Source organism: Tuberibacillus calidus DSM 17572, assembly GCF_000430685.1.
GTDB lineage: Bacteria > Bacillota > Bacilli > Bacillales > Sporolactobacillaceae > Tuberibacillus > Tuberibacillus calidus.
On record NZ_AUMM01000045.1, the window covers coordinates 1 to 25463 of the forward strand.

Here is a 25463-nt window from a genome sequence, read left to right on the forward strand (position 1 = left end):
AGGGATGATTGCAAAGAAATGCTATCCACTTCTTTCAGCCATTGGTATTGCTTTTTTAACTTTGGCAATTGGATGGCACATTGGTGGTAGGACAAACCTTTTTGGGTTTGGTTGTAGGTGTTTTGCCACAAATGTAAAAAATGGTTGTAGACAAAGCGGTTGCAACCAAAGGTTTTCCTTATCAACGTTTTTTGCATTTGGTTTGGGTAAATGCGAAAACGAAAAGCCTTGTATTGTTTCATGGCAAAACACCTCCTAACAATGTATTTGATACTTCTATTATAGAACATTTGTTTGCATTTGAAAACAAAAAAGCCATTCATCTCCACCCCAGCTTTGCTTGAGGGTGGAGTCTTCTGGCTTTGCTGTGATAAAAGGGGAATTTTTCGCAGGTTTCATTAAGCAAGGTCAAATACTTTTTGCGATCAAAATCATCATAAAATAGCGTGGCATGGCGGTTTCCTCGGCTTGTAATGTGAAAGATACTGCCAGGATGCCATACCCTTATTTTTCTGGACATAGCATCATACCCTTCCTTGTTATTGCAATTTCTTCTCTATATATTATTCGACATTTTTCTTCAAAATCCTGCATGGATGGGGGTCAGTCCCCCACCCATTTAAAGCATTAAAGCGACAACCTTAATAGATCAACCGATCTACACCAGAGCACTTTCGCGCTTTAGTGTAATGGGGGACTGACCCCCCTATTACTCCGCGATGTCTCGTTTGTTAAAGATGAGAAACGAGACGATCAGGAAGATGGCGAAGTAGACGGCGAGGACACAGGCGGAGAAGGCGAGTGTGGTGTCCTTTAATAGCGTCGGGCCTTCGACGAATTGATAGAGATCGGTATTCAGGAAAAACAGATATTTGGCGATGTTTTCGTTGACGAAGGATAGTAGACTGACGACAATTGGGCCGGCCAGGCTTAGGAAAATGCTGAGGCCAATGGCCAGAGCATTCGTTTTAAAGATCGTCGACAACATGAAGGCAAACGTCGCCATGATGATCACATCAACAAGGGATGACGCATAGTACTGAAGAAAATGCGTGCCCATAGAAACGATATGCACGGTATTGTCTTTAAGATAGAGATATTTACCCGGACCCATGTCAAAGCCAAAGAATAGCGCACCGACAATCAATTGCAAAAGAAAACCAAGGGCAATGAAAAAGATACCTGTCACGATCACCGCGATGAATTTTGACAAAAGGATTTTCCAGCGCTTGGTTGGGCGAATCATTAAAAGTTTTATCGTCCCCCAGGAGTATTCCTGTGAGACAATGCTACCGCCGATGATGACAACAAAAACGCCAATCAAGACAGAGACGAGATCACCGGTCGTTTTCATAAACCCGAATACTGTATCACTAAAAAGAGGTGGAATGTTATGGTCGAGACGATACTGATTTTCTTTCACTTGAGGTAAAACCGCCTCTTTAGCTTCTTTCGGCACTTGTTTATCATTCAATGATTGGGTCATCTCAACGTTTTGTTTTTGTAAATCGCTTTTCCAATTGTCATGGTTTGGGGTGTTTTTTAATATCGCAGCCGCCATAATGATGACAACCACGGCTAAAATGGCCACCATAACCCACAATGTTTTGCGTTTATAAATTTTCATTAGCTCATTGGCCACCAAATGCATTTCCCTCATTGCACGACACTCCCTTCAGTCAGTTCCAGGAATCGATCTTCCAAACTTTTTTGAGTGCGGCGAATCGCGTAAACTTGGATATTAGCTTTTACCAAAGCGGCATTGATTTGCGGGATGTCTTCACGCTTCGCCTCAACGACAAGCCAGCCTTTTTCTTCCCTTACCTGCAGATCAGGGAGTTGGTGGAGCACTTCAAGGGCTTTTGTCTTGGGTTCGACTTCAAATAAAACCGATAAAACCTCTTCGGTCGTTTCGCGTATCTCTTGGGTGCTCGTAATTTTACCGTTTTGAATGATTAAAATCCGGTCGCAGATGAGTTCCATTTCCGATAAGATATGGCTGGAGATAAAAATCGCCATATTCTCCTCTTTCGCCAATTTTCTTAAATAGTCCCGCAGCTCGCGAATACCTGCTGGGTCAAGACCATTCGTCGGCTCATCCAAAATCAGCACATCGGGGCGATGTAATAAGGCTTGGGCAATGCCGAGCCGTTGCCGCATTCCTAAAGAGTACGTTTTCACTTTACGGTGGATCGCATCCTTCAATTTGACAAGTTCGACCACCTCATCGATTCGGGAGTCTGGCACATCCTCATACATGCGGCGGAAGTGTTTGAGATTGTCATACCCGCTTAAAAACTTATACATTTCCGGGTTCTCCACAATACCGCCCACGCGCCCCAGCGCCTTCTCTTTAGCATTCTTGACGCTGTGGCCGTCAATGATGACGTCCCCAGAGGTGATGGAAATCAGCCCGAGCATCATGCGCATCGTCGTCGTTTTCCCTGCCCCATTCGGTCCGAGAAATCCCAACACTTCACCTCTATAAAGATCAAAGCTGAGGTCATCAATAATCGTTTTTCCTTTGATGCGTTTTTCAAGATGCTTGACTTGGATAATAGCTTCACTCAAAAGTTGTCTCCCCCTTTTAATCTATAAAAAAACTCAAACTAAAGTTATATACGCTTTTAAGTCTAAAAGGTTCTCTTTTTTTTTAAAATAGGAAATTAGTATGATGTCTTTAGTCTTGTCGTTTGCCTACCATTTGCATATAATGGTAAAAAGGCGCCGGCAACGCTGCCAGCGCCGATATGGACACGACGTTTTCTCACAGCGTCGGTGGAAAGTGACCTCCAGCCTTCAGGATGCACACAGTCCGGGCGGAGGTTACTTTTTTTCTGTCGTCATGATGGTCACAATCAGCAAGGCAAAAGCGATAGTGAGTTGCAGCGCCTCATAGATCGTCATCGCATCCCCCCCTTTCCGGCGGCTATTCCAACCGACTTTTCCTCCAAATGAAAAATTTGTGAGGTAAAAACGCCGTGTGCTATTTATTATAGTCGATTACTTTTTAAATAAAAACATACGTTCGTCACATGTCCTTTTTTTAGGACAACTGTTCATGATTTTTAGTGTTATTTTTATTAGACTGAAAAAACATCCCTCATTTGTTTGGGATGAAAACAAGCTATATTTTTTCCGCTCAAAAGGCAGAACTTTAGATGCCTTTATACCTGCCTTAAAACGAGAGGGATAAGTAGATCCTTAGAGTAAAAAAATTTTTTAGCATACATTTTCCTTTCTAAGACGCCATTCGCGGGCACGTTGATTTTTCTTTTCTGTGCTTGATCAAGGATAAAAGGTGTAAAATGAATATACATAAACCTCTATTTACACTTTGGGAGCCGTTTAAAAAAAAGCAAGGAGATGAAAGCCATGACAATCGATTGGTTAAATGAAGCAAAAAAGCGAAAGGGGCCGTTTCTTGAAGATTTAAAAGGGTTATTGCGGATCCCCAGCGTAAAAGACGTGGATTCGAGTTCCCCACAATACCCGATGGGACAAAAGATCGGCGAAGCGCTTAATTATGTTTTGGAATTAGGGAAAAATGCGGGTTTTACCACGAAAAATCTTGATGGCTATGCAGGTTACATAGAATATGGGGACTCTGAAGATTACATCGGCGTTCTCGCCCATGTGGATGTTGTGCCAGCTCCAGGTGAATGGACAACCCCGCCGTTTGAGCCGACAGTCCGCGATGGAAAAATCTTTGCCCGCGGCGCGATTGATGATAAAGGCCCCGGCATGGCCGCTTTTTATGCTTTAAAAATTTTAAAGGAATCCGGTCTTCCGATCAAAAAACGCATCCGCCTTATTTTTGGCACGGATGAAGAAAGCGGCATGAGCTGTGTGAAACATTATTTAAAAGTGGAGCCGGAACCGATTTTCGGTTTTTCACCGGACGCAGATTTTCCCGTCGTTCATGCGGAAAAGGGACAAATCAATGTCAAATTGACGATCTCAGGTGATGCAAGCTCGAATGGTGCTGAGCAATTGCTTTCATTCTCCGCCGGAGATAGGGTCAATATGGTGCCGGGACAAGCGGTAGCCGTTATTAGAACCAAGGAACCGCAACGTTTGGCGGCGGCATTTACGGCTTTTTGCCAAGCGCATCATTTAACGGGTAGCTTTGAACAGCTCTCCGATTCTCAAATTTCTTTGACCTTGTACGGCAAAACCGTACATGGCATGGAGCCGCAAAACGGGATTAACGCCGGTCTTGAATGCCTTTATTTTTTACGTGAACTTCACTTTGACGGTCACGACCGGGCTTTTATCGACTTCGCAAGCGACTGCCTGTATCACGACCCGTTCGGGGAGAATCTCGGCATCGCCCACCAAGAAGAGGTGCTCGGCGCGCTGACCGTTAATGCTGGGGTGTTACAGTACAATTATGAGAACGGCGGGTCCATTTTTCTTAACATCCGTCGCCCGCTTGGCATTGACTTCGAACGCACCATAAAAACCATCACGGAAAAAGCTGATAAATATGGCTTGACAGTGACAGAAAAACGGGGATCCGAACCGCACTATATTCCGGCTGATCATCCGATGATCACGACTTTACAAGAAGCATATCAAAAGTTGACCGGTGATGAACCCGAATTATTGACGAGCGGCGGCGCCACCTATGCTAGCCTAATGAAGAATTGCGTGGCCTATGGCGCGGGCTTCCCGGGCAAACCCTACACCGCCCACCAAATCGATGAATATGCCGAAATCGACGACCTCATCAAAGCCATCGCTATTTACGCACAAGCTTTATGGGGTCTGTCCCTCATCACTTTAAAGTGATAAAGAATGGTGCTGTGACGGCCGTTTGGTCAATGGTACCCCAAAAAAATTGAGAAAAACATATTAAAAGGAGCGGGGGTCTGTCCCCCACTCCTTTAAAGTAATAAAGTAAATTATCCGTAAAACCCAGTAAAATCAACTATCGCTCTTTAAAGCTTTAGCGAGATGGGGGACTGACCCCCTTTTATAAAACCTTACTAAGGAAGGCTTTGGTGCGCTCGTGTTGGGGATTGCCGAAGAGCAGTTCAGGCTTGTTTTCCTCCACGATGTAGCCTCCGTCCATGAACAGCACGCGATCGCCGACTTCGCGAGCAAAACCCATTTCGTGCGTGACGACGACCATGGTCATGCCTTCTTGGGCTAATTCTTTCATGACTTCCAAGACCTCCCCAACCATCTCGGGGTCCAGCGCGGAAGTCGGCTCATCAAAGAGCATGACTTTCGGTTCCATGGCAAGTGCCCGGGCAATGGCTACGCGTTGTTTTTGCCCGCCTGATAAGGATTCGGGATAAACATTCGCCTTATCTTTCAAACCAACCTTTTCCAAAAGCCGCAGGGCTTTTTCCTCGGCCACTTCTTTTGATACTTTTTTTACCTTCATAGGGGCAAGCATGATATTTTCAAGAACCGATTTATGCGGAAAGAGATTGAATAACTGAAAAACCATCCCGACATCTTCACGGATTTTGTTGATATTAACCTTCGGGTCAGCGATGTCCATCCCATTAATATAAACGTGGCCGCTAGTGATCTCTTCCAGTCGATTTAAACAACGTAAAAAAGTTGACTTCCCCGAACCTGAAGGGCCAATGACAACCACGACTTCCTTTTCGGCGATGCTGACTGTGATATCTTTTAACACTTCATGGTCACCGAAGGACTTTTTTAAATTCTCCACCCTGATCATTCCGTCGCCAATCTCCTTTCAAGCTTCCTCAATAAGAAGTCGCAAACCATCGTTAAGATAAGATAAATGAAGGCAGTCGTTAAATAAGGTTCCCAGGGTCGATAATATTGGCCTTGCATGGCGTTACCCCAATACATTAATTCAGGAGCCGCAATAACGGAAACTAAGGATGAGTCTTTAATCAAGACAATAAATTCATTACCGAGTGCTGGAATCATTCTTTTAAAAGCTTGCGGTATAATAACGTGTTGCATGGCCTGAACATGCGTCATGCCTAAGGATCTGGCCGCTTCCATTTGACCGCGATCCAAAGATTGAATGCCTGCACGGAAAATTTCGGCGACATAGGCGGCGGAGTTTAAGGATAGTGCCGCAATTCCGGATATATACACATTAGTTTCTCCAATGAAAAGGGGGACGAAACCGAAGTGAATAATCATAATTTGTACTAATAAGGGGGTCCCGCGAAAGAGCGTTACATATACCCGAAATGGAGCAGCCAGTTTTTTGTTTCGCATCATTTCCCCAAGACCGATGAGCAGCCCCAATATTGTCCCTAGTATGATGCTCGCGACAGAAAAACCAATGGTCAATAGTGTTCCTTTTAAAAAGAACGGTGCATAATTGGCAATTAAATCAAACCGAAAATCCACAGGATGCCTCCTCCTTAAAATGAAACAGGCCAACTCAAATTGGGGTCATGACTCTCACCATGAAAGTTTTCATGGGTTTAATCCCACCCACTTGAGTCAGCCTAATCGAGTTAAATCGATGGATTATTTTCCTTGTTTAAGTTTTTCCAAATCGGGTTCCGTGCCGAACCATTTTTTGTAAATTTCAGTGTATTTGCCGTTATCTATCAGCTTTTGAATCGCTTTATCAAAATCCGCTTTTAGGTCACTGCCTTTCGGAAACATAAGCCCGTAAAACTCCATCGGAAAACTGTCATCTTTAATGATTTTCAGTTTTTTATCTGGATTATTTTTGACATACGTATCAACAACCCCATTGTCCGCAATGACGGCATCTGCCCCGCCGTTTAAGAGTTCCATTATAGCGAGGTTATTGTTCTTAAATTTTTTAATATGGGGGCTATTTTTACCCAGAATGCTTTCTGCCACTTCTTGACCTGTCGTGGCGTTTTGCACCGCAACCGTTTTACCTTTTAAGTCAGCACCGCTACTGATCGTGCTGTTCTCAGGAACTAGGATTTCATTCGTTGAAAGGTAGTAGGGAACAGAAAAATCATAGGTTTGTTTGCGGTCATCAGTTATAGTGATGGCTGAGACGGCAAGATCCGATTTTTTTTCTTTAATTTCAACGAAAAGCGGATCCCAACCGACATTGACAACATTGGCCTTATAACCTGCTTCTTTTGCAGCCGCATTGACAAGATCAACATCAAAGCCGACGATCTTTCCATTTTCCAAAGATTCAAATGGTGCATAAGCGGCGTCGGTCGCAACTTTTAATGTTTTCATTTCTTTGCCGCCGCCGGACGTGCCTTCGCTTTGGCTTGTCCCGCACCCCGCAAGCGCTAACATAAATGTTAAAAATAGAGAAACAATGAGTGCCAAACGCTTCTTCACGCGGTTTCCTCCTTAAGAATAAAAGTAAATTAATAGATTTATAAAATTTTATGAGTCCTAACCCTTTTTCATTCAATCGTAATTTAAAGAAAAATGGGAAAGGCCAATCCGTTTAGATAATTATACTATCGTTTAGCACTCTAGTAAAGCAGTCATTTAATGCAATAAAGGGGTCAGTCCCCCATTACTTTAAAGCAGTATAGAACTACATCCAAACCGCAAAATAAAAGGCCTTTTCCTTTATCATAGCCTTCATCTAAAGGAAAATTTCACAGGAATGACCGCAAATTACCATAAAAAAAGAAGGGGGTCAGTCCCCCACTTCTTTAAAGTATTAAAGCAAATCCATAAAAAAAACCAATAAAATCAACTTTCACCATTTAAAGCATTAACGCGTTGGGGGACTGACCCCCAAAATGAATGCAGCGAATAGCTTGGCGGCGCTGGTGTCGCCAGCTTCGAGCAGGCATTCGGGGTGCCACTGGACTCCGATGGCGAAGCGGTGCTCGGTGCTTTCGATGGCTTCAACGAGGCCGTCACTGGATACGGCACTGACGCGAAATCCTCGGCCAGGACGGCGCACGGTTTGATGGTGAAAGCTATTTACTTTAAAGCGCTCCAATCCTATAATGCGGTGCAAAAGAGAGCCGTTTTCTACCGTTACATAATGCGAGGCATGCCCCCGCGGCGCCTTTTGCTGATGTTGAAGCAACGGCCGGTCAGTAATCTGACTGTAAACATCTTGATACATGTCCCCGCCTGTCGCAATCGAAAGGATCTGAACGCCGCGGCATATGCCCAACACCGGCTTATCTGCCTTTAACATCTTCGGAATTATGGCCAGCTCAAACACATCACGATCGGGCGTAATCTCGCCCAATCCCGGATGGGGTTCTTCATTGAACAACGTCGGGTCGATATCTCCACCACCTGTCACTAACAGGCCATCAAGCTTTTCGGCAAGCTTCTCGATCGCTTCTTCATTTGTCAGATTCGGAAGCACAACCGGTATCCCACCGGACTTTAAAACCGCCTTAATATAGGCATCTCCTACGACCGTCTCCCCATTTTTACCAACGGAAGACGTTATTCCAATCAACGGTTTCAACACAATCCACCTCCGAAGTTTGGTCTTTCTTTATTTTCCGGTAACGCGAATCCAGTGATTCAATGGAAATTGAGCCTTCTTTTTATATTTTATGGTAAACCAGCAGAAGACTCTCACTTTATTTTTTGCAGGGGCGTAGCCCCTTAAGGTGAAGTCGTTTAATGATACTGTATCAGAATTTTCCTCAAAATTCTATATCATGTATGAAGAATTCTTGCCGATGAACGTGCCGTGTAAAAGTGAAAACAAGGGCCCTCACGCTTGTAAAATGCTAATCTAATAAAGAAAACTTAGCTCTGCCGAGTCTTTGGCAAAAGGCTGAGCCTTTGTTACTCTTTTACTGGCCTGCTGTACCAGTGGCAATAAGACAAAAAACAGCCGGGTTTCGCTTCCGGCTGTCTGTGATCTTTATTCTTTTTCTATTCGTTCCTAATAATCTTATTGCCAAAAGGCATTTTGCACTTTTTTCAAGGCGTCAACGGATTTAGCCAAATTTTCTTTTTCTGAATCATTGAGCGCGAGTTCGACAATATCTTTTCGTCCAAACCGGTGGATGATCGTCGGGGTGCCGATATACACATTTTCGTGTCCGTATTCCCCGTTCAATAACGATCCAACCGGTAAAACGACATTTTCATCTTGGAGAATCGCCTTCGTAATGCGCGCAAGCCCCGTTGCGATGCCGTAAAAGGTAGCGCCCTTCGATTGAATGATTTTATACGCCGCATCGCGTACTTCTACAAAAATCTCATTTTTTCTCTCATCAGATAATCTAGGTGCGATCGGAATGCCTGATATGTTGGCTGAACTCCAAACCGGAAGCTCACTATCCCCATGCTCCCCGATAATAAAAGCATGGACACTGGTAGGTGCCACATCAAACTCCTTGCTTAACAATAAGCGGAATCTAGCTGAATCCAAAATCGTTCCCGATCCTATCACCCGCTCTTTCGGAAGACCGGAAAATTTCCAAGTCGCGTAAGATAAAATGTCAACTGGGTTCGTGGCAATCAAGAAAATACCGTTGAATCCCGAACTCATCACTTGTTCAATGATGGATTGAAAGACTTTCAGATTTTTATCCACTAGATCGAGGCGCGTTTCTCCCGGTTTCTGCGGCACGCCCGCTGAAATGACGACAAGTGCCGCATCGCGACAATCTTCATAGGAGCCAAAGCGAATTTTCATCGGCGAAGGGGCATAGACCATCCCGTGATTGAGATCCATCACATCGGCTTTAGCTTTTTCCTCATTGATATCGACAAGAACGAGTTCTCCGCATAACCCTCGGTTCATTACCGCATAAGCGTAGCTAGTGCCAACCGCACCCGTACCGATCAAAACGATTTTATCCCCTAATGTGATTGACATCATCATCCCTCCCACAGGATATTGTGAAATATTTCACATAAACTAGTCGAGTTTTACCATTATGTTCTCTTTTCATTCCGTTCATACATCCAGGTAGCCCATCGCTTCACCAACTCGTTCATCCTTATTATGCCTTTGGTAAACAGATAGTTTGTGAATTTCTTCACATTTTTTTGTGAGACAGTGAAGGTAAACGTGACTAATCGTCAGCCACATCAATTCTTTTTTCATCCCGATCATACATCACGGAAGAATGCTATATTGTGAAATTCATCACAAATTATGTGGCATAATTGGAAACAAAGTTGCCTTGAATGGCTTGCCATTATGTGCATTCGAAAGAACTCGCTCAAAATAAAAATGCCCATGATCTTCTTAAGAAACCAAGTAATCCGGACCATCCACCGACATGCCTAATGTGCAAAGAGTCTAACCGCCTTAGGGCGGTTTTCTTATATTAGTAAGAAAACAGGCCAGCATAGCTCTGCTTTTTATCCCAATAAAGGTATGGCAGAGCCCCGTATTCTTTTGTTCCTTTTTCCGTAAAATATCTTTTTATCTTCAATCGATGTGCGCACTCCGTTGAGACATGATATAATTGAAAAGATATTATTTTATGGAGGATTGCAAGATTGATTACTGTAAATAACGTGAGTTTACAATATGGCGGCCGAAAACTTTTTGAAGATGTCAATATCAAGTTTACACCGGGGAATTGTTACGGGTTAATCGGTGCAAACGGTGCCGGCAAGTCGACCTTTCTTAAAATTCTTGCCGGCGAAATCGAACCGCAAAAAGGGGATGTGCAATTATCCCCGGGTGAACGCCTGGCCGTATTAAAACAAAACCACTTTGAATACGAAGCATTCGAGGTCTTGGAAACAGTTATTATGGGGCATTCGCGCCTCTATCAAATCATGCAAGAAAAAGATGCCCTTTATATGAAAGCCGATTTCACAGAAGAAGATGGCATGAAAGCGGCTGAGCTCGAGGGTGAATTCGCAGAACTCAACGGTTGGGAAGCGGAATCCGACGCGGCCATCCTCCTGAATGGTCTCGGCATTCCCGAAGAATATCATCATAAAAAAATGGCTGAACTGACCGGCAGCGAAAAAGTTAAGGTACTGCTTGCCCAAGCGTTATTCGGCAAGCCCGATGTCCTTCTCTTGGACGAGCCGACGAACCACCTGGATCTGAAAGCGATTCAGTGGCTTGAGGAATTTCTCATTAACTTTGAAAATACCGTGATCGTTGTCAGCCACGACCGGCATTTTCTCAACAATGTCTGCACGCACATTGCTGACCTAGATTACGGTAAAATTGAACTCTACGTCGGCAACTACGATTTCTGGTATGAATCCAGTCAGCTAGCCCAAAAAATGATGCAAGAAGCCAATAAAAAGAAAGAAGAAAAAATCAAAGAGCTTCAAGCATTTATTGCCCGGTTCAGCGCCAACGCGTCGAAGTCGAGACAAGCGACATCGAGGAAAAAATTACTGGAAAAGATCACGCTGGATGACATTAAACCATCTTCACGCCGCTACCCTTACGTTGCCTTTACCCCGGATCGGGAAATCGGAAACGACTGCCTGATGGTTGAGGGACTAACTAAGACGATTGACGGCGTTAAGGTTCTTGACAACGTCAGTTTTTATATGAATAAAACCGATAAAATCGCGCTGGTCGGCTCGAATGAAGTCGCCAACACGACATTGCTGCGCATTCTAATGGGGGAAATCGAACCCGACAGCGGCACCTATCGCTGGGGTGTGACCACTTCGCAAAGTTATTTCCCGAAGGATAACTCCGCATACTTTGATGGCAGTGACGTGGACCTCGTGGAATGGCTCAGGCAATATTCGCCTGTCGACCAGAGCGAAAGTTTCCTCCGCGGTTTTCTCGGCCGCATGCTGTTCTCCGGTGAAGAGGTTAAGAAAAAAGTAAGCGTCCTATCTGGCTGCGCTGCATGCTTTCTAAAATGATGCTGAGCGGTGCAAACGTTTTGTTGCTTGACGAACCGACGAACCACTTGGATTTGGAATCCATTCAAGCCCTAAACAATGGCTTGATCAATTTTAAAGGGGCGATGATCTTTACTTCGCATGATCACCAATTTGTGCAAACCATCGCCAACCGAATCATCGACATTCAACCGGACGGCACCATTATTGATAAACAAACCACCTATGACGAGTATCTCGAAATGAAATATCAAGTAAAATAAGAGGGTTGACTCCTAAGGAACCCGGCCCGTTTGCTTCTTGCGGCGGGTCGGAACTCTAAATAAGAGTCAACCTTTTTTTATTTGCAAATTCAATTAAATGGCCACTTTTAAAGCCAAACGATGCCGATTAGGCCGGCGAAAAAACCGAGCACAGCGACCCCTGCACCCATGAAGGTGAGAACGCGCCAAGGCAATGCGCGCTGCACCATTAATGCAGACGGCAAGCTGATAACCGGAAGCACGATCGCAAGCACCGCAGCGGGACCCGTCCCTAAACCAAATGACATCAGTGTTTGGATAATGGGAATTTCGGCAGCCGTCGGGATCACAAAGAGCGTCCCAACAATCGCAAATAAAAGCATCAAAAGCAAGCTATTGCCCCACTCAACACCGACAGCCGGGAAAAGCCATGCGCGCAATCCCCCAAGGACAAAAACGCTGAGCAAATAGGCGGGGACAGTCACCAAAGCCAGCCAACCAACGCTTTTAAACCAGCGGGTAAAAAAGTTGCCATTTGGCACGGAGGATTGTTTGTTTTTTTCCATCAATTGATGGACGTCCGCTTCCCCTCCGAAAAGGCGGCCGGCAACATAACTTAGTCCAAAAACAATCAGGATGCCGAAGATCAGGCGAAGCAGCGTAAATTTCCAACCGAGTACAAAAAACATAAAGACGAGAACAGCCGGATTCAAGGCCGGGTTGCCGAGCCAAAACGCTAGAGCTGCACTCACCGAACTTTGCCGTTTCCTAAGCCCGACGACAAGAGGTGCCGAGCAACATGTACACATCATGCCCGGCAGTGCCGAAAGTCCAGCAATCACGGTTGACCCAAAGGATGTTTTCCCGAGCACGCGGGCCAACCAATTCGCTGGCAGCGCCACTTGTACAAGAGAAGCGAGCACAATGCCAACGATAAAGGCTTTCCATATCGATTGAAAATAGGTGATGGCATAATCCCAGGCGCTGGCAAGCGATGGTGCCGGTGCCTCTGCCTGATCACCGGAGATAATGGAGCTACCGATAGAGTGCTCAGAGGCGGCCACAAAGATTTTATGAAAATATGGATTCCATTTTGCCCAGAAGAGTCCAATGATGGCAACGATGATAAAAAGACCTGTGCCCCAAACCCAACTTTTATGATGATTCGTCGAATGGGTTTGGATGGCTTGATTTTCCATATCCATCTTCCTCCTGTCCTTATCGTTTTACTTCAAACGTATTTTTGGTCCTCCATTTTAGACCAATAGACGCGATTCAGTACAGCTAAAGACCGTAGACAGCGGGAGATTTTGGTTCAGGCTAATTGGAGCGTTTTCACCGCATACAGAATCCCGTCATGGTCAACAGGTTTGGAGACAAAATCAGCCATCTCCTTGAGTATTGGGACGGCATTTCCCATGGCCACACCGGTTCCGGCAAAACGGATCATTTCCAAATCGTTGAGACCATCTCCGAATGCCACGACATCTTTTTGTTCATAACCAAGATGCGATAAAAGTTTTTTTATCCCTTCCGCCTTGGACCCATTGGCTGGAAGAATATCCATGCTCAAATCATGCCAACGGACAAACCTTACTTCTTTGAAGCGTTGGTAGGGCTTTTCCTCTCCATCTTTACAAAAAATAAGGGTTTGATAAATCGGGGTTTCATCATAATACGTACGGTTAAAATCCGGATGACTAATACGGAGTGACCCCATGGCCTCTTCAATATAAGGATGGAAAGGGGCGTTTGCCTTCATGTTTTCAGCACCCATAAAAATGAGCGGGTGACCATTTTTGTCGGCGAAATCTTGAAGTTCTTTTAACGTCGCTACGGAGATCGGGTTTTCATAGATAACCTGGCCCTCATATACCACATATTGTCCGTTAAAAGAAACATAGGAGTGAATGTCAAGGGCCTGACAGACTTCCTGAATTAAAAAAGGCGCACGTCCTGTTGCAATGGCAACGTCGTGGCCGTTATCTTTTAATTGCTGTACGGCGTTTCGCGTGGATTCTGGGATTTTCTTATCAAAATCGAGCAACGTTCCATCTATATCAAAAAATATCAGTTTCTTCGTCATGTTTACGCCTCAACTCCCCACCCGTTGATGTTTATGGCACTCAATGATTATACCACAAAAAAATTCCTCTGTTCAGGTTTTGAACCCTTTCCCACATACACCATGCCTAGGTGGGATCTTTCGTATACCCTCAAGGCAAGCTGCACCAAGCTATTCCCGCGTCACCACGACCCGAGTTCGCGAGGAAGGGAGGCCCGGTCGGTAAAAATCAAGAGTACTGTGAACAGAAGATTAGATAAGAGATTCGTTTTCACATCCCATCTCCAAATGTCCTGCCGCTCTTGCGACTTCTGAAGCGAGTGCTTGAACGAACGAATATCAGCGATCGAAGGCATGGGCGTGATTCTCCATGAACATCCAAAACTTTTATTGGCAGCTTTCCCGAGTCAACCACCCCTCATAATCGGCGCAAACATAAATGGCTTTTGTCCGAGAGATTGGCATCAAAAGCCACAATGCGATCAAAAATGAACCACGTAACGAAAACGGCAGCTGAAAAAAGCTGCCGCTAATGTTTATCCTGGTTGTTTATAAAAACGCTGATCATCATTTTTATTACAAAAGCACTTCTTTTATTAGTATTAGCAGAAACGGTCATCAGGTTTTGGCACTTTCATTCCGAACAACGGACGGATGTAAAGCGCAACATAAGAACCTAGGACAGCAAAAATCAGCCATACCCAGCCGTGCAGACTGAAGGAGGCGACACCACTGAAGTAAGCGCCGATGTTACAGCCAAAGGCAATCCGTGCACCGTAACCCATCAGCACACCACCGATTAAGGCACTTAAAATGATTCTAAACGGCAGTTTGCTCAAGAAGAATAAGCCGCCGGCTGTCGCTGCCAAAAACGCACCGAGTATCACTCCAAAGTCCATGATGGTTGTGGAATCGGCAAAAATGGATTGATGGAGTGCTGCGGCATTTGGACCTGACCAATATGACCAGTGTTCGACATCTATACCGATGGCTTTGGCGATTTTGGAACCCCAAAGCGCAAACGCCGATGTCACGCCCCAAGGCTGATTGCGGACGGCTAGCGTCAGCGCATTGAGAACAGCAAGTACGATGCCGCCAACCCACATTGGCCAAGAACCACGTAGAATGCGCGCCCAACCGCTTGTCGTTGGCAGTGGCGCCATTTTCGGTGCCCGGCGTTTTTTCTCAACGACCAGCGTGAATACAAAAATAGCCGCAAAGATCACCATTTGGATGAGCCAACCGCCGAAATATCCAAGTCCAGTAGAAGTGGCTAGAGAAAATGGTTTGAAGGCGGGCAACTCATTGACCCAAAAATGATAGTGAAGCGCACCGAAAACAGAACCAATGATAAAGCCAATAATCGTGAAATAATTTTCACTTTTTCCACCGCCGATATGATAAAGCGTTCCGCTCGCACAACCTTCACCCATTTGCATGCCAATGCCGAACAAAAATGAACCGACGACGACACTGACGCCTACTGGTGAAACATATCCCGCGGGCGTTCCGCCGAAAATGCTAAATCCTGTTCCAAGGATGATGGCAAATAACGTACTAGCAACTGCGAGCATAATCATTTGCGCGCGAATGCCTTCCCCATTTCCAACGGCTAAAAAGCGGCGAAATGCCGATGTAAACCCGAAGCGGGCATGGAATAAAGCGAAGCCAAGAGCAAGACCAAGCCAAAGTTGGACGCCGAGACTCGTGCCGCCATAATGAATGGCAAAAAAATCAATAATAATGGCCAGTATTAAACCAAAGACAATTAAAACCCCTTGCGGCTTGCCGAGCCCAAAGCTTTTCTTTTCACCCTTGGTCACTGCACCCTTTAGGCGATTGGCCGTGATTGTCGTCATGTTCATTCACCTCAATTTCCTATAAGTTTACTAGGATTTATATCCATATTGCTTATAAGTTATCACCATTCGTTGAAAAGATCAAGGAAAGAACCATGTGTCTTTCGCAAGTCACTTCAAAACATTCCTTTTCCCGTAACAATCCTGTGCCCTGCGAAGGTTTAAAAAGGATTATAATAAAAGCAAAAGAAGGTTTATGAACAAGAAGGGGTGCATTCACATGGAACTGGAAACCCTATCAAAGGTCGTTGAAATGGCAAGCCGCGTTGCGGAAAATGATGCAGCCATCTCCATTTCCGATCGGCGTCAATTTATATACTATCAACCCGGAAAAGCGATTAATCTACCCATTCGTCCCGGTGAACCTTTACGTGAAGGCACCGCTTCACTACAAACCGTTCTTTCGAAAGCGCACGTAACAAAAGTTGTTGATCCTCAGGTTTTTGGGATCCCTTATTATGCTATCGGGTATCCCATTATTGAAAACGATAAAATTGAAGGAAGCATTACAGCTATTTTTCCGTTACAAAAAGCTCGACCTAATGAAACGGCGAAGCCCGCGATCAATTTGTTAATGGGCCGAACAGAAGACCGTTTTTTACCGATAAAATTTCATGACATTCATTGGATATCATCTAAGCAGAAAAAAACGTTAATTCATACTAACCACGGAACCTATCAAAATAAATATACTTTGCAACATCTTGAGGAAATCTTGCCCAAAAATCGATTCATCCGCTGCCACCGTTCATATATCGTCAATATCGAGTCAATAAAAGAAATCCATCCGCATTTTCATTCCACCTTTCAGCTTGTCATGAATGATCAACAGGGGCACCATATCCCTGTCAGTCAAAGTTATGCCAGCCAATTTAGAGACATTCTTGGTTTTTAGGAGTTCCCTCGTCTGGGTTAACTCCTTTTTCTATTTGTAATCATTCATCTCGTTATTTTCTATTTTGTTCCTGGTTTTTCTGGTTCGTCCGTTTTTTAATGATTGTATCCGCTTACTTCACTAATATTAAGACATAAATCATCGTCAAGGAGGTTTTTCAGATGCTGGAAGACCGCATTCGTTGCAAAGCATTGAGAAATAAAGTCGTGAACGCCGATGAAGCAGCTTCATGGATACAGGACGGAATGGTCATTGGTTTGAGCGGATTTACGCGAGCAGGTGAAGCCAAAGCCGTGCCGCTTGCTCTTGTCGATGCTGTAAAAAAAGGACAAAGACAATTAAAAATAGATGTTTATACCGGCGCATCCTTAGGCAATCACATTGATGGACTGCTTGCCGAAACCGGCATCATCCGTAAACGGCTGCCTTTCCAGGCGGATCCGGACATGCGCAAAGCCATTAACACAGGCAATATGGCTTTTGTTGATGTGCATTTGTCAAAGGTATCCGAAATGCTACGAAACGGTGCCCTTCCGCCCATCGATTACGCGATTGTGGAAGCGATTGCTATTAAGGAAGACGGAAGCCTTATTCCAACGACTTCAGTGGGTAACAATCATTTATTTGTCAAATACGCCAAAAACGTCATCGTAGAAATCAACACCAAACAGCCTCTTGCTTTAGAGGGCATGCATGATATGTATGACCCCGGTGAACAAGGCGAGCGACAAGCGATCCCGTTAACCCATGTTTATGATCGCATTGGCACTCATGCAATCCCGTGTGATCCCGAAAAAATTAAAGGCATCGTTTTCAGCGAATATGAGGACTCCCCTTCAACAATCGCTCAAGCGGATGCGGAAACAGAGCAAATGGCTCAATATCTCATCCAATTTTTACGGGAAGAAGTTCATGCCGGGCGGATGCCCAAGAACCTATTGCCGCTTCAAGCTGGAATCGGTTCCGTTGCCAATGCTGTCCTTCACGGTTTTATCGATTCAGAATTCTGTGATTTAGAAGTTTATTCCGAAGTCCTTCAAGATGCTGTTTTTGATTTGTTTGATGCGGGAAAATTACGGTTTGCTTCGGGATGTTCGATCACGTTGTCCCCCGATTGCATGAGGCGGGTTTATGACAATCTCGATAAATATAAAGATAAAGTCGTCTTACGTCCGCAAGAAATCACCAATCATCCGGAAATCATTCGCCGCCTCGGCGTGATCGCCATTAATTCGATCCTTGAAGGCGATATCTACGGAAATTTGAATTCCACCCATGTCATGGGCACCCACATGATGAACGGCACAGGCGGATCCGGCGACTTTGCCCGAAACGCTCGGCTATCCATTTTCGCAACAAAATCGTCGGCCAAAGGCGGCAATATTTCTTGCATTGTCCCGTTTGTCACGCATGTTGATCACAATGAGCACGATGTGGACATCATCGTTACCGAACAAGGCATTGCCGATTTGCGCGGCCTGGCTCCCAGAGAACGAGCCAAGCGGATCATCGAGCGTTGTGCCCACCCAGCCTATCGTCCGGAACTGCGTGAATACTTTGAAGAAGCCTTGAAATACGGCGGGCAAACCCCCCATGTATTAGAAAAAGCATTTTTCATGCATACACGGTACCAAAAAGAGGGGACGATGCTTGCGAAAAAGCCTGTCTTCAACATCATCTAAAGAAAAAAAGCGAGGTGCCGTCGATCGCATTGACGGCAGCCCGCTTTTTCCTATTATTTCAATACGCCTTTTTCTTGATAGTATTTCTTTGCCCCTGGATGGAGCGGCAAACCGGCCAAGTTGCTTGCGGCTTGCTCCAGTTTAGCCCCTTTGGCCGCTGTAATCGAATTCCCTATTTCCTCAATATTTTCCCAGAGTGATTTCGTTAAATCGTAGACTTCGTCATCCGGAAGTTGTTTTGGTACAATAAGGAGATTAATTTGTGAAATCGTTGTGACATCTTGATTCTGCCCATCATAGGTGCCCGCCGGGATCACATATTTTTTATACAACGGATTCTTTTCCAATTTTTTGATGTGTTCCTCATCAATGCCCACTAATTGGCCATCAGCAGACGACAATATTTCAACAACAGCCGATGTTGGTACACCTGCCATTTAAAATAATAACCGGAATGACGAGATGACCACCTTGCTTGAGAACATCTTTAATTTTAGGGATCTCTTCCTTCGGTAAACCTTTTTAAATATTGTCCGTGATTTCTTCTGCATAGACGGAGGCCACCCGTTTAAAATCCACGATCCCTGTTACCGGAACATATATACCGGAAATTCCTTGAACAACCGGCTCAATTTCATGCATTTCGTCGGGGTCGACCATACGAATTTTTAAACCGTTGGTAAGCCCCCTTTGATAAAGGTTCTCAAGCCAAGGTAATTCTTTTTCATCAACGGCCACGATCAGTTTTCCGCATTGTTCATAAGGAATATCCTTCTCCTTACAAAAAGCGATCAGCCTTTCGCTGCCAATTCTTGCGAAGCGGGCTTTAAAACTTCCCGGTGTATGGGACTTTTTAACTACATCTAATACGCCTTAACCATACCACCATCGACAACAAAAGTCTGTCCGGTCACATATGTATTGGCGCAAGAACCGAGGAAGACGGCCACGCGGGCAAATTCCGCCGGCTCACCGTAGCGCCCGAGTGGAATGGATTGTTCCATCCTCATCCGGACTTCCTCCGGACTAATGTTTAACTTGCGGGCTCTCCCTTCGTCGAGTTGAGCGACGCGCTCCGTTGCAATACGGCCAGGGCCAAGGGTGTTAATGAGGATATTGTCTTTACCTAATTCTTGTGAAAGGCTTTTGGCTAGGCCTACAATGCCAGCTCTTAAGGTATTCGATAAAATGAGGTCATCCAAGGTTTGTTTCACAGCCGACGAGGCAAAATTAACGATCCGGCCAAATTGCTGTTTGCGCATAAATGGCAGCACTTCGCGAATGGTGCGGATAAAGCTGAGCAAATTGAGCTCGAATGCCACATACCAATCCTGATCGGAAAATTGATCAAAACGCCCAGCAGGTGGACCGCCGGTATTGTTAATGAGCACATCCACCGTTCCGTGAAGGTCGATCGTTTGTTGGACAAGTTTTTTAATATCCTCGGCTTTGGTCATATCGCAGACGACCGCCTGAACATTTGAGTTGTTTGTTTTTGAAATGATGTCAGCTTTTGCTTTTTCAAGTTCAGAAGCATGACGGCTTGAGATGATCACCTTCGCTCCTTCGGCAGCAAATTCTAGTGCCGTCGCCTTGCCTAAACCTTTACTCGCCGCCGTCACAATCACCGTTTTATCTTTTAAACCTAAATCCATACTTTCTCCGCCTTTCTAAAGGAATATAATAAAAGCTTTAAGGTAATCGATCCCTTTTTTTAAGATCCGTGACCCGATTGATTAAAGGTTCAAACCCATCAATGACACACGCCACCGTATCCCCATCCTGAATGACGCACGCACCGGGTGTCCCCGTGGAAATGATATCCCCGGGTAAAAGGGTCATGACTTTGGAATGAAAAGAAACCAAGTGCCAAGGAGAAAACATCATATTGGCTACCGTATTTTTCCGATGCACCTTCCCATTGATCACTGTTGCAACGGTCAGCTCACTGAGGTTGTCTATTTCATCGGGCGTCACAAGCTCAGGCCCGAAGCTGAAAAATGTATCAAAGCTTTTGGCGCGGGTCAAATAGCGCGGATTTTTCTCGAGGATGTCTTCAGCCGTCATGTCCAATATGGTTGTAAAACCAGCAATCACTGATGGGGCTTCCGATTCGGAGACATCCTTGCATTTTTGGCCGATGATGATGCCAAGTTCAGCTTCAGCCGTGGTCCGATGGGATTGTTTTGGGATAAAAATGCGGTCGTTTGGCCCAATAATCGTCGTATCGGGTTTCATAAAACTTGCCGGTTCTGTATTGGGAGCGACTTCTTTGAGATCTGCGGCATGCTCCGCATAATTTAAACCGATTCCCCAGATTTTTCGCGGATGACGATATAGTGGTCCATAGTTGATTTTGTCTTTTGGAATGATGCCTCCCTTTTGCTCCAAAGTCTCAATACCGCCAATAACGTTAAGCCAAGCTCTGATCTCCTCCAATTTTTGGTTAATGATTAACTCAAATAAATCGACCGGCCAGTTTTTGTTAAAGGTTTTGTTCACGGTTTTAATCGGCAAAAAACCGTTGCCCAATGAAAGAGCGGCTTCTGCTCGGCCATCAATGAAAATGCTGCATAGTCTCATTGTTCCGCCTCCGAATGGCAAAATAAATAAATCTCGTATATTTTAAATTTTCAATCACATTTTAAAAATAGAAAATTTCGAGTGTCAAGAAAAAAAGGTCGACACACTAGCGATATCCTTTACGCGATGAAGGATTTCTGTTTAGTGTGTCAACCTTCTCAATAGAAAAATGGTTTACTTATTATATCCGTTCGGATTTTGCGATTGCCAGCGCCAAGCATCCCGGCACATGTCTTCCAGCGTTTTTTCTGCTTTCCAGTTGAGTTCTTTTTCGGCTCTTGACGGGTCAGCAAAACTTGCCGCGATATCGCCGGGGCGCCGGTCGACAATTTTATAGGGAACAGCTTGTCCTGTCGCTTTTTCAAAGGCGTTGACCATGTCTAAAACGCTGTAGCCGGTCCCTGTGCCAAGGTTATAAGCCGACACGCCTTGGCCTTTGAGGATTTTTTCCAATGCCTTAATGTGTCCTTTGGCTAAGTCCACTACATGAATGTAATCCCGGACACCTGTGCCGTCTTTTGTGGGATAATCGTTACCGAACACGCGCAGTTCTTTGAGTTTTCCTACTGCCACCTGTGTGATAAATGGCATTAAATTATTAGGGATGCCGTTTGGATCTTCCCCAATTTTCCCACTGGGGTGTGCGCCAACAGGATTAAAATAGCGCAACATGCTGATCGCCCACTCATTGTCTGCGGCATAGACATCACGTAAGATTTGTTCAATCATGACCTTTGTCCAGCCATATGGGTTCGTCGCCGAAAGCGGCATGTCCTCCGTAAACGGCACTTGGTTGGACATTCCGTAAACCGTTGCGGAAGAACTAAAAACCATTTTCTTGACCCCAAACTTTTGCATTACCTCGCAAAGTATAAGGGTACCTGTAATATTGTTATGATAATACCGAAGCGGTTGGCTGACCGACTCACCGACCGCTTTTAGACCGGCAAAATGTATCACCGCGTCGATGGTGTTTTCAGTAAAAACGGCCTCGACCGCTTCCCGATTCAGCATATCTACTGGGTAAAACGCGAAATCTTTACCGGTAATTTCTTTAATACGGTTGATTGCCGTTTCGTGACTGTTTTTTAGGTTGTCTAAGACCACGATCTCATAACCCGCATCCAGCAATTCGACACATGTATGGCTGCCGATAAAACCGGCACCACCTGTAACTAAAATGGCCAATCGAATCTCCCCTTCCAAAATCCATTATTTATCGTATCTTATTTTCCATCAGCCGTCCATCTCCAAGCGGAACGATCATTTTGTGTTCAGCTCTTAACATGCGATCGGCCATTCCCTAATTAACGAAAATGACCTCCTCTTTCACTCCGCTCCCATTGCCCTCGATTTTTAGGAACATAAAAGTTCCTGTTTTGCGTCTTATTCTTACACCACGTTCTACAAAATTAATCCACATTTTGGAATGCAGAAGCTCGAAAAAACTTTGCATAGGTCATCAAAAATCGGGCAATATAACTTTCGAAGGGATACAAAAGATTTTTGGACAATCGGTTTAAGGAGATGGTTCCGTTGGGCTTAATTAGCTTCGACCTAGAACAAATACCTTCAAAAGAGGGTGTCTCCGGCAGATACTAACCGAAACGTTCCAAAAGCTTGACTCCCTTCACCTTTAAAAAGGGTTCTATCGTCTGCGATAGAACCCTTTGTTTTTTGATGTTTTTTCTGATTTTCGCACCATTTTACAGGGTCATTTGTGGAGCTTTACTTTGGAATTCAAATGAAAGTGTAGCAAATATAAAGAAAATTTTGCTAACAACAATTAAATTGGTATAATATTGTTGTACTAGAATATTTTTTAAAACTCGGACAAAGCTCTATTTCTATTCCCCAATTAACATTGAATGGAGTGATTTCTTTTGGACAGCTATCAAAAAGATCATTCAGCAAAGCATTACAATGAAAAGATTCGCACTCTTGATAAACAGCTTTGCGAACTGATAGCTAAGAGAAAATCAATTTCAAATTACAACCAAAGTTTTCCACCAAATCAACAAATCAAAGAATGGGCCGAAGCGTTTGGCTTCTACGAAGACCACTTACGTTACATCTTTCGAGCCTTGGGCATGGAAAAAGTGTTCCAACCAAAAGTTGAGCCTACCGGATTTCGCAATACAAAGCCTGTCATGAAATTTTATAATGAAGGAACAAGGTTTTATTATATAACACATATACAACAATATGATAATGCGAGTGTTCTAAACCTTCATATTGACGCCAGTGTGGAGTACAGGGAACAACATCATCAAACACCAACTGAATGGGACTTATATATAGGTCCGGATTATGATTGCTATTTTTTAGGCGGGTCGGGTAGAGATCAACATGCTGACCTACAATTTGTCATTAGCCCCCGATTACCTGATGACATCAAAGATATAACTTTTAAGTTCATTTGGCGATACAGACAATTTGATAAACAAGATATGGAAGGAGAAATCATTATAAAGTGAACATTAAAACAGTGTTTTAAATAGGAGAATAGTCCAATGAGATCAAAGTTTAAAATATACAAAGACCTTTTTACGAATAAGCCTTAATGATGTTATGGTCGGGTCAAACAACCTAACTATCCACCAGACTTCTTCATTTAAGGTTCTGTTGATGTTTAATGTTTATTTTTCAATAAAATGTTAGGGAACCACCTTTTGGTTCCCCAATTCTCAATATCTGTTAGATATTCAATAAAGATGTTTATTTTATATGTGCATACTCATTGTAATCGTTCTATTTTTGAATCCTAATTTTTCGTACAGTTTAATTGCTTGATTTCCTGCATATACTCTTAAGCGGACCTCTGAACATCCATCTTGTTTAAGATGTTCGATACCAGTTTCCATCAATTGTTTTGCAATTCCATTTCCCCTAAATTCCTCTAACACAAACAATTCATAAATAAATCCATATATCTTTTCAGTAAATTGGTCTTTCCTTGTTCCTATAAGAATCCAACCCATTAGATTATCGCCCTCAGTAGCTATCAAATAATAGCTTCCTTTCTGCATTAATGGTTCAATAAGTTGTTTGACTTTTTCATCAGACAGTTTTGCTTCGCCTAATGTACCTTCGAATAATGCTTGTGGTGAGAGTGATAAAACCTTTTTATATTCCGATTCGTTTGGTTTTCTAATTTCCATAAATTGAGTTTCTCCTATCATCCTGCATACAGCACGATCATGCTTGGTTAGCCTATTCAATAATGCCGCGAATCGCTGCATGAAGATCGCCCTTTACAAGCCCGCCGTGATAACAAATCGCTTGGGCGATATCATAATCAAGAAGTTTTTCCAGCGAGCGGATGGCTTCCTTCATATCAGACGTGTTGCGTGGAACAGGCCCCTGAAGGATTCCGTTACTCGCAGTTAAGGCATCCGCCGTGATCAGCGTTTTGCTCTGTTCCAAATAAAGGCTGAGATGCCCAGGTGTATGTCCGGGTGTATGGATGACCGTGATGCCGCCTCCGTATTCAAGTTTTTCGCCGCCGATTAAAGGCTCCGTTACAGTCGCTTTCGGAGGATTTTCATAAATGGCGCGCATCTCTTCTGGAAGAGTCTCCCATCGCTCTTTACTCATTTTATTGGGATCGGCTTTGATAAGATGTTGTTGGCCTTCGATGTAAGGTTGGTCGGCTTCATGAGCAAACACCTTAATATCCGGGAATTCACGAATGATTTCTGGTATGCTACCGATATGGTCAATATCCTGATGGGTTAAAATGACGGCTTGTAATTTCGAAAGCGCAACACCCGCTTCTTCAATGAGGCGACGTATGATCGGCCATTGTCCTGGCATGCCGGTATCGACCAGAACAGCCTGATTCTCATCCCATATAAGCGTCGGGTTAATGGTCATCTCGCCGAACGGCGTTTCCATTTTCAATTCTATGCATTCCACACCGTTTGCCACTTTCATCCAATACACACTCCCTTTTCAATCTAGCAGTTTAGTAAATATTAATTACCACAAAACAAATTTTATTGTCAAATATAAAAAATATATGTTATCATATTTTAATATTTTTGTCAATACATATATTGACTCGAGCTTTTTGCGATGTAGCGATTTTGGGGTCTACGTCGCCAAATTTTTTTGCTTGATATACGGATTTTCCGCAAAGAGTCCCTTTTGATCGGATCCTAAATCCAACATGTTTCTCCAGCTTCCCAAAAAAGGGCATACGCCACCCGTTATCCACAATTCGCATTTGTGGATTTTTTCTCCTTCCCGACTTATCCACTTGTGGATATTGGTTTACGCCGCCTTTACGAGGCTTCGGAGGTGATCTCCCTGCTTTTCTTTGACCCGGCCGATCGCCATCGCCAGCATGACGCAAAGAGCCAGCCCGCAGCGCACCTTCATTTTTTTCATGCCCCGGATCGTATG

General features: G+C 44.2%; 22 protein-coding genes and 2 pseudogenes. 5 read left to right on the forward strand and 19 right to left on the reverse strand.

The window, feature by feature from the left end; translation table 11 throughout:
- The 4 genes from H532_RS0111320 to H532_RS21095 all read right to left on the reverse strand — a co-directional run.
- Window positions 1-242 (reverse strand): helix-turn-helix domain-containing protein (locus tag H532_RS0111320; protein WP_027725576.1); only part of this gene is annotated, 242 nt, incomplete at its 3' end.
- 467 nt (window positions 243-709) lie between these two features.
- Window positions 710-1660: an ABC transporter permease gene (locus tag H532_RS0111325; RefSeq protein ID WP_027725577.1), complete on the reverse strand. Its 951-nt coding sequence runs from the start codon at window positions 1658-1660 to the stop codon at window positions 710-712.
- Window positions 1657-2571 carry an ABC transporter ATP-binding protein gene (locus tag H532_RS0111330; RefSeq protein ID WP_027725578.1) on the reverse strand — a complete coding sequence of 305 codons (915 nt, stop codon included), beginning with the start codon at window positions 2569-2571 and terminating at the stop codon, window positions 1657-1659. Before H532_RS0111330 ends, H532_RS0111325 begins: the two co-directional genes overlap by 4 nt.
- A gap of 255 nt (window positions 2572-2826) precedes the next feature.
- Window positions 2827-2907, reverse strand: coding sequence for a putative holin-like toxin (locus tag H532_RS21095; RefSeq protein WP_425426272.1), 81 nt, complete (start codon window positions 2905-2907; stop codon window positions 2827-2829).
- A gap of 468 nt (window positions 2908-3375) precedes the next feature.
- Between H532_RS21095 and pepV the strand changes: the two genes are divergently transcribed.
- A complete protein-coding gene (pepV, locus tag H532_RS0111340; protein WP_027725579.1) occupies window positions 3376-4794 on the forward strand; it encodes a dipeptidase PepV in 1419 nt (472 codons plus the stop codon).
- 184 nt (window positions 4795-4978) lie between these two features.
- On the opposite strand, the gene H532_RS0111345 is transcribed toward pepV, so the two are convergent.
- The 5 genes from H532_RS0111345 to H532_RS0111365 all read right to left on the reverse strand — a co-directional run bounded on the left by H532_RS0111345 (window position 4979) and on the right by H532_RS0111365 (window position 9769).
- Window positions 4979-5701 (reverse strand): amino acid ABC transporter ATP-binding protein, encoded by a 723-nt coding sequence (locus H532_RS0111345; RefSeq protein WP_027725580.1) that lies wholly within the window; start codon window positions 5699-5701, stop codon window positions 4979-4981.
- Window positions 5698-6354 (reverse strand): amino acid ABC transporter permease, encoded by a 657-nt coding sequence (locus H532_RS0111350; protein WP_027725581.1) that lies wholly within the window; start codon window positions 6352-6354, stop codon window positions 5698-5700. The genes H532_RS0111345 and H532_RS0111350 overlap by 4 nt, the downstream gene beginning before the upstream one ends.
- A 123-nt stretch (window positions 6355-6477) precedes the next feature.
- A complete protein-coding gene (locus H532_RS0111355) occupies window positions 6478-7290 on the reverse strand; it encodes a basic amino acid ABC transporter substrate-binding protein (RefSeq protein ID WP_027725582.1) in 813 nt (270 codons plus the stop codon).
- Between the two features lie 388 nt (window positions 7291-7678).
- Window positions 7679-8401 (reverse strand): gamma-glutamyl-gamma-aminobutyrate hydrolase family protein, encoded by a 723-nt coding sequence (locus H532_RS0111360; protein WP_342662307.1) that lies wholly within the window; start codon window positions 8399-8401, stop codon window positions 7679-7681.
- Window positions 8402-8836: 435 nt separating this feature from the next.
- Window positions 8837-9769 (reverse strand): L-lactate dehydrogenase, encoded by a 933-nt coding sequence (locus H532_RS0111365; RefSeq protein WP_027725584.1) that lies wholly within the window; start codon window positions 9767-9769, stop codon window positions 8837-8839.
- 632 nt (window positions 9770-10401) lie between these two features.
- Between H532_RS0111365 and H532_RS18655 the strand changes: the two are divergent.
- Window positions 10402-11993: pseudogene (locus H532_RS18655) on the forward strand (ABC-F family ATP-binding cassette domain-containing protein).
- Window positions 11994-12100: 107 nt separating this feature from the next.
- Here H532_RS18655 and H532_RS0111375 read toward each other — a convergent pair.
- The 3 genes from H532_RS0111375 to H532_RS0111385 form a co-directional block, all read right to left on the reverse strand.
- Window positions 12101-13171 (reverse strand): permease, encoded by a 1071-nt coding sequence (locus H532_RS0111375; protein WP_245566460.1) that lies wholly within the window; start codon window positions 13169-13171, stop codon window positions 12101-12103.
- A 116-nt stretch (window positions 13172-13287) separates the two neighbouring features.
- On the reverse strand, window positions 13288-14058 hold the full coding sequence (locus H532_RS0111380; protein ID WP_027725586.1) for a Cof-type HAD-IIB family hydrolase: 771 nt from the start codon (window positions 14056-14058) through the stop codon (window positions 13288-13290).
- A gap of 581 nt (window positions 14059-14639) precedes the next feature.
- Window positions 14640-15896 carry a YeeE/YedE family protein gene (locus H532_RS0111385; protein ID WP_155995041.1) on the reverse strand — a complete coding sequence of 419 codons (1257 nt, stop codon included), beginning with the start codon at window positions 15894-15896 and terminating at the stop codon, window positions 14640-14642.
- Window positions 15897-16116: 220 nt separating this feature from the next.
- Here H532_RS0111385 and H532_RS0111390 point away from each other — a divergent pair, with 220 nt between their 5' ends.
- Complete coding sequence (locus tag H532_RS0111390; RefSeq protein ID WP_027725588.1) at window positions 16117-16791, forward strand: LytTR family DNA-binding domain-containing protein; 675 nt, start codon at window positions 16117-16119, stop codon at window positions 16789-16791.
- A gap of 161 nt (window positions 16792-16952) precedes the next feature.
- Complete coding sequence (gene scpC / locus H532_RS0111395) at window positions 16953-18473, forward strand: succinyl-CoA:acetate CoA-transferase ScpC (protein ID WP_038112264.1); 1521 nt, start codon at window positions 16953-16955, stop codon at window positions 18471-18473.
- Window positions 18474-18526: 53 nt separating this feature from the next.
- Here scpC and H532_RS18660 read toward each other — a convergent pair whose 3' ends face one another.
- The 5 genes and pseudogenes from H532_RS18660 to galE all read right to left on the reverse strand — a co-directional run bounded on the left by H532_RS18660 (window position 18527) and on the right by galE (window position 22244).
- Window positions 18527-18910, reverse strand: coding sequence for a TAXI family TRAP transporter solute-binding subunit (locus H532_RS18660; RefSeq protein WP_051263281.1), 384 nt, complete (start codon window positions 18908-18910; stop codon window positions 18527-18529).
- A gap of 85 nt (window positions 18911-18995) precedes the next feature.
- Window positions 18996-19292 (reverse strand): annotated as a pseudogene (locus H532_RS0111405) (FAD-dependent oxidoreductase); the annotation flags it as partial.
- 44 nt (window positions 19293-19336) lie between these two features.
- Window positions 19337-20128 (reverse strand): SDR family oxidoreductase, encoded by a 792-nt coding sequence (locus H532_RS0111410; RefSeq protein WP_027725591.1) that lies wholly within the window; start codon window positions 20126-20128, stop codon window positions 19337-19339.
- A gap of 37 nt (window positions 20129-20165) precedes the next feature.
- Entirely contained in the window at window positions 20166-21056 is an 891-nt protein-coding gene (locus H532_RS0111415) for a fumarylacetoacetate hydrolase family protein (RefSeq protein WP_027725592.1), read from the reverse strand.
- Window positions 21057-21230: 174 nt separating this feature from the next.
- Window positions 21231-22244, reverse strand: coding sequence for a UDP-glucose 4-epimerase GalE (galE, locus tag H532_RS0111420; protein WP_027725593.1), 1014 nt, complete (start codon window positions 22242-22244; stop codon window positions 21231-21233).
- A gap of 695 nt (window positions 22245-22939) precedes the next feature.
- Here galE and H532_RS18665 point away from each other — a divergent pair.
- Window positions 22940-23533: a hypothetical protein gene (locus tag H532_RS18665; RefSeq protein WP_051263282.1), complete on the forward strand. Its 594-nt coding sequence runs from the start codon at window positions 22940-22942 to the stop codon at window positions 23531-23533.
- Between the two features lie 246 nt (window positions 23534-23779).
- On the opposite strand, the gene H532_RS0111435 is transcribed toward H532_RS18665, so the two are convergent.
- Both H532_RS0111435 and H532_RS0111440 read right to left on the reverse strand, forming a co-directional pair.
- Window positions 23780-24217, reverse strand: a complete 438-nt coding sequence (locus H532_RS0111435; RefSeq protein ID WP_027725594.1) for a GNAT family N-acetyltransferase — start codon at window positions 24215-24217, stop codon at window positions 23780-23782.
- Between the two features lie 52 nt (window positions 24218-24269).
- The gene (locus tag H532_RS0111440) at window positions 24270-24992 is read right to left on the reverse strand and encodes an MBL fold metallo-hydrolase (protein ID WP_027725595.1); all 723 of its coding nucleotides are present in this window, start codon (window positions 24990-24992) and stop codon (window positions 24270-24272) included.
- Window positions 24993-25463: the final 471 nt, after the last annotated feature.